This is a genomic window from Dietzia sp. CW19 (genome assembly GCF_014145265.1).
GTDB lineage: Bacteria > Actinomycetota > Actinomycetes > Mycobacteriales > Mycobacteriaceae > Dietzia > Dietzia natronolimnaea.
The window spans coordinates 1-5,229 of sequence record NZ_JAALEE010000420.1 but is presented as its reverse complement, the minus strand read 5'-3'; the positions used below and the strand labels follow the sequence as shown (position 1 = coordinate 5,229).

The following is a 5,229-nucleotide window of genomic DNA, read 5'->3' as shown; positions in this document are numbered from 1 at the left end:
TCGGCGGGGCCTCGAGGCCCGCGGCGCCACGCCCAAGGCCGAGGACCGCACGTACCACTCCGCGCACCGCAAGGCCAAGGCCGCCTCGCGGAAGGCGGAGACCACGCAGCAGCGGCGCCGGTACGCCGAGAAGCAGGCCGATGGTCCGGAGTACGTGGTGGGCCGCAACCCGGTGGTGGAGTGCCTCCGGGCCGGCGTGCCCGCGACCGCGCTGTACGTCGCGGTCGGCTCGGACGCCGACGAGCGACTGACCGAGGCCGTCCACCTGGCCGCCAACAAGGGCATCTCGATTCTCGAGGTGCCGCGCACGGACCTCGACCGCATGGTGTCGAACGGGATGCACCAGGGGATCGGGCTCCAGGTGCCGCCGTACCAGTACACCGATCCCAAGGACCTGCTCGACATCGCGATGGGAGCATCCGAACCCGCGCTGCTCGTGGCCCTGGACAACATCACCGACACCCGCAACCTCGGCGCGGTCATCCGTTCGGTCGCCGCGTTCGGCGGACACGGCGTCCTCATCCCGGAGCGGCGCAGTGCGTCCATCACGGCCGTCGCGTGGCGCGCCTCGGCCGGTGCCGCCGCCCGGCTGCCGGTCGCGCGCGCGACCAACCTCAACCGCACGCTTCTGGACTGGGCCAAGGCCGGGGTGCAGCTCGTGGGTCTGGACGCCGACGGCGACACCACCCTGGACACCTACGACGGCACCGGCCCCACGGTCGTCGTGGTGGGCTCCGAGGGTAAGGGTCTCTCACGGCTGGTGCGCGAGAACTGCGACTCGATCCTCTCGATCCCGATCTCCGGAGGGGTGGAGAGCCTCAACGCCTCGGTCGCCGCCGGCGTGGTGCTGTCCGAGTTCGCCCGCCAGCGTCGCGTGAAGGGCTGACGGGCCCCTCGGTTCCCGTTCAGCCCGGCGGGCGGCGGGGCGATCGACAACGATCGAACGTCGCCCGTGCGTACTCCCACGTCTCCTCGCCGTAGTACAGGTGCCCGACGACCATGTAGAGCCCGGCGAACCGTTGGTAGGTCCACGCCCGGTCGAGGAAGGTCGAGTCGATCCGACCGACGTAGCGCGCGAGCACCTCGTCGACGAAGCCCGGGCCGTACTCGTACAGCTCGGCGAAGTCGACCGCCGGGTCGCCGAGACACATGTCGGTGAAGTCGATGAGCCCCAGCCGGCCCGGGGACGTCCGCCGATCCCAGTACAGGTGACGGACGTAGACGTCGTTGTGCAGGAAGACCCTGGGCAGCAGGGTGGACTGGAGCGCGGCGACCTCGTCACAGATCTCCCGCGCGGTCCGCATCTCGTCCTCGGTGAACACCGCAGGGAGGTCGTGGGCCACGATCCCCCGCACGAAGTCCAGGTTCTCGGGTTGGTACGAGTCCGGGACCCGGTCCAGCGGCGGGGTGGAGGTGTCGGCCGCGTGCAGCGCCGCCAGCAGGGCACCGAGCTGCCCGGCCACCGACGTCCTGTCCGTCGTGGGCAGACCGCGGAGTAGCTCGGGGGTCAGCCTGTCCCCACCCACCAGCGGATACCCGGCGAAGCCGCCGCCCGACGGAACGTGTGTGTACCGGGGGATCGCGGCGTCGACACCGGGGGACAGGTGGTCGAGGACGGCGATCTCCTGCGGGAGCTGGGCGAGCGCCTGCTCGTCCGTCGGGAACCGGAACACCAGCTCCCGGTGCCCGAGGGAGTCGGCCCCGCGGCACCCGCGGCACAGCACCACCACGTGGTCCCAGCCCTCGTCGATCCACGACGCCGAGTCCCAGGCGAGGGTCGGGAACGCGGCGCGGATCGCGTCGAGCTCAGCGCTGCGCTCGGCCGGGGGCTCGGCCGGGGGTCCGGCGGGTCGCTCGGCAGGGGGGTCGGGGTCGATGGGCACCCGTCCGACGGTAGTCACGCGGGCCGGTCGGTGCTCAGCTCCGGAGTGCCGCGACCGCCCGGCACGCCAGGTAGATGACGAAGGAGATGGTGGTGACGAACACCGAGACGGGCACCCCGGGCGCGAGCGAGAGCAGCATCCCACCGACCGCGGCGATCTGGGCGAACAGGATGGTCAGGGCGATCGCACGCCCGGGGCTCGAGGTGACGGCGGCCGCGGCGGCGGCAGGGGTGATGAGCAGCGAGAGCACGAGCAGCGCCCCCACCACCTGGACGGCCTGGGCGGCCGCGAGGCCCACCAGTACCGCGAAGACCAGGTTGATCGCGCGCACGGGAACCCCCCGCGCCTCGGCGACCTCGGGGTCCGCGGAGGAGAAGACCAGCGGACGGTAGAGCGCGATCAACGTGACGCAGATGATCGCCGCGACCACCGCCATCTGGACCACGCCGTGCTCCGACACGCCCACGATCTGCCCGGTCAGCAGGGAGAAGCTGGTCCCCGACCGGCCGGGGTAGAGGTGGATGAACAGCACGGCCATGCCGAGGCCGAACGCCATGACCACGCCGATCGAACTGTCGCGCTGGGAGGCGCGGGCGCCCATGAGTCCGAAGATCAGCGCGGCCACCACGGATCCGAGGATCGCACCCAGGCCCAGGTTGAGGCCGAACAGCAGTGCGGCGGCGGCGCCGGTGAGGGCGAGTTCGCTGGCGCCGTGCACGGAGAACGACATCTGCCGCATCACGATGAACGGCCCGATCGCCCCGGCCAGCAGGCCGAGCAGCGCGATCGCGACCAGTCCGTAGAGCACGAAGTCCTGGCGGAGCAGGTGCGCGGTCACCTCGGTGTCGGCGATCGTCCCGGCGATCTCGAGCAGGCGGTCCATCAGTGCGCTCCGGGGTGGGTGTCGTCGTGATGGTGGTGGCCGGTGGACCAGGGTTCGGCGCACAGGTGCTGGGTGTCGCCCACCACGATGATCTGGCCGCGGACCCGCAACACCTCGACGGGCGAGGAGTAGAGGTCGGACATGACCTCGGTGGTGAACACCTCCTCCGGGGTGCCGATGCGGTGGCGCCCGTCCACGAGGTAGACGATCCGGTCGACCATCGGCAGGACCGGGTTGATCTCGTGGGTGACGAAGAGGACCGCGGTGCCGTGGTGACGACGGCGGTGGTCGAGTACCGAGGCGACGGTGCGCTGGCCGGTGAGGTCCAGGCTCAGCAGCGGCTCGTCGCAGAGCATGACGCACGGGTCGCACGCGATGGCCTGGGCCACCCGGACGCGTTGCTGCTCGCCTCCGGACATGCGACCGAGCGGCTTGTCCGCCAGCTGCCCGGCCCCCAGGCGGTCCAGCGCGGCGTCGACCACCCGACGCTTCTCGCCGCGCCGGGACGGCCACCCCGGACCCCAGCGGGTCCCGTCGATCCCGAGTCCGACCAGGTCGCGTCCTCGCAGGGTGATCCCGGGGTCGAACGCCTTCTGCTGGGGCACGTACCCCAGGTGGGTTCCGCGGTCGCCGGGGGCGCGGCCGTCCACCAGCACGGTGCCGGAATCGGGTGCCAGCTCGCCGAGGAGCACCTTGAGCAGGGTCGTCTTGCCGGCTCCGTTGGGGCCGAGCACGGCGACGAACTCCCCGGCGGCCACCTCGAGGTCGAGATCGCGGATGAGGGTGCGCCCGCCGCGCGAGACCGTCACCGACTCCAGGGAGACGACCGTCCCGGGGCCGGGTTCGCCGCGGAAGTGAGATGTCACCTGGTCAGTGTCCACCATCGGCGACCGGGGTCGCACCGTCGAGGGCCGAGGACAGCGAGTTGACGATCCCCGTCATCCACGTGGTGTAGTCCATGCCCTCGGGGAGGGTCTCGGTGAGGTCGACGACGGCGACGTCCGCCGACTCGGCGGCGTCACGGACGCGGGCGGTCACGGTGGTCTCGGTCTGGGTGTTGAACGCGAGGAACGCGACCTCCCGCTCGCCCATCAGGTCGAGCATGGCGGAGAGGTCGGCCGCGGACGGGTCGGTGTCGTCCTCGATCGAGGCCAGGAATCCGCGCGGCGTCAGGTCGACCATGTGGGCGGCGTCGAACAGGTGGGCGCCGACCCGCTCGGTCTGGGCGTAGGGGAAGTGCCCGCGGTCGTGGATCGCGTCGAGCTCGGCCTCGAGGGGGGCGAGGGAGTCGGCGAACCGGTCGGCGTTCTCGCGGTACTCCTCGGCGTTCTCCTCGTCGATCGCCGCCAGCTCCTCGGCCACCCGCTCGGCCACGGCGGCCGCGGTGGGCAGACTGAACCAGACGTGCTCGTTGGTGTCGGACGCGTGGTCGTGGCCGTCGTGATCGTCGTCCGATCCGTGGCCGTCGTGACCGTCCTCGGCACCGTGATCGCCCTCGGCACCGTGATCGTCGTCGTGCCCGTGGTCGTCCGCACCGTGGTCGTCACCGTGGGAGTGCTCGGCGATCGACTCGCCGGTGACGCGTTCGTACTCGTCGACCGCCCGGACCACGGGGACGTCCGCGGCGTTCTCGAGGGCCCGGTCCACGAAGGAGTCGTACCCGGCGCCGTTGTAGACCACGAGGTCCGCGCCGCTGACCGCTGCCGCGTCGGCCGGGCTCGCCTCGTAGGAGTGCGGGTCGGCGGCCGGGTCGGAGATCACGGCCTCCACTGTCGCGTTGTCCCCGGCCACCTGCTCGGCGATGTCGGCGTAGACGCTCGTGGAGGCCACGACGGTCGGTCCGGTGGCCGTGGCGCCCTCGCCGGAACCGTCCTCCGACCCGCAGGCGGTCAGGACGGCTCCTCCGAGGAGCGCGGCGGCGGCGATCGCCGCGGCCCGGGCTGGCAGGGGGGTGCGGGACAGGCTGGATGACGACATGGCGAAGACCGCTCTCGTAGCAATGGGAACCGTTGTCGTTAAGTGTATGTTGATCCTCGCCGACGGGGTCAACCGCGGGGTGGCCCGGAGGTCAGCCCCGCAGTTCGGCGAGCCGGGAGAGTAGCCCCACCACCGCGGGGATGTCGGCCACGCGGTGTGTGGCGAGAGTCCGGCCGTCCCCGACCTTGATCCCGACATCCCCGTCGCGCAGGCGCGCGAAACCCCGCTCGTCGGTCACGTCGTCGCCGATGAAGATCGCGATCTCCGCCCCGGTCTGCTCGACCAGCCTCTCGATCGCCGCGCCCTTGCTCGCCTCGCGGACCGCGATCTCCACGACGTTCTTGCCCTCGGTCACGAACACGCCGTCGAGGGCGGCGGGGCCGGCCATCGCCTCGGCCATCGCCCGTTGGCGCAGAGCCGGGTCCTCGACCGGGCGGACGTGCAGGACGGCGGCCGTGGGCTTGGGCTCGACGTGGGCGCCGGGGG

6 protein-coding genes are annotated in these 5,229 nt (G+C 71.9%); 1 reads left to right on the top strand and 5 read right to left on the bottom strand.

The window, feature by feature from the left end; translation table 11 throughout:
* Positions 1–886, top strand: an 886-nt coding sequence (rlmB, locus tag G6021_RS12465; RefSeq protein WP_182641423.1) for a 23S rRNA (guanosine(2251)-2'-O)-methyltransferase RlmB, incomplete at its 5' end; no start/stop codon positions are given.
* A gap of 19 nt (positions 887–905) precedes the next feature.
* Here the strand turns inward: rlmB and G6021_RS12460 are convergent.
* The 5 genes from G6021_RS12460 to G6021_RS12440 all read right to left on the bottom strand — a co-directional run.
* Complete coding sequence (locus G6021_RS12460) at positions 906–1,883, bottom strand: aminoglycoside phosphotransferase family protein (RefSeq protein WP_259843795.1); 978 nt, start codon at positions 1,881–1,883, stop codon at positions 906–908.
* Positions 1,884–1,917: 34 nt separating this feature from the next.
* Complete coding sequence (locus G6021_RS12455; protein WP_179524508.1) at positions 1,918–2,766, bottom strand: metal ABC transporter permease; 849 nt, start codon at positions 2,764–2,766, stop codon at positions 1,918–1,920.
* On the bottom strand, positions 2,766–3,650 hold the full coding sequence (locus G6021_RS12450) for a metal ABC transporter ATP-binding protein (protein WP_179524509.1): 885 nt from the start codon (positions 3,648–3,650) through the stop codon (positions 2,766–2,768). The genes G6021_RS12455 and G6021_RS12450 overlap by 1 nt, the downstream gene beginning before the upstream one ends.
* On the bottom strand, positions 3,637–4,743 hold the full coding sequence (locus G6021_RS12445; RefSeq protein WP_182641422.1) for a zinc ABC transporter substrate-binding protein: 1,107 nt from the start codon (positions 4,741–4,743) through the stop codon (positions 3,637–3,639). Before G6021_RS12445 ends, G6021_RS12450 begins: the two co-directional genes overlap by 14 nt.
* 91 nt (positions 4,744–4,834) lie before the next feature.
* On the bottom strand, positions 4,835–5,229 hold a 395-nt coding region (locus G6021_RS12440), incomplete at its 5' end, for a trehalose-phosphatase (protein ID WP_277817946.1).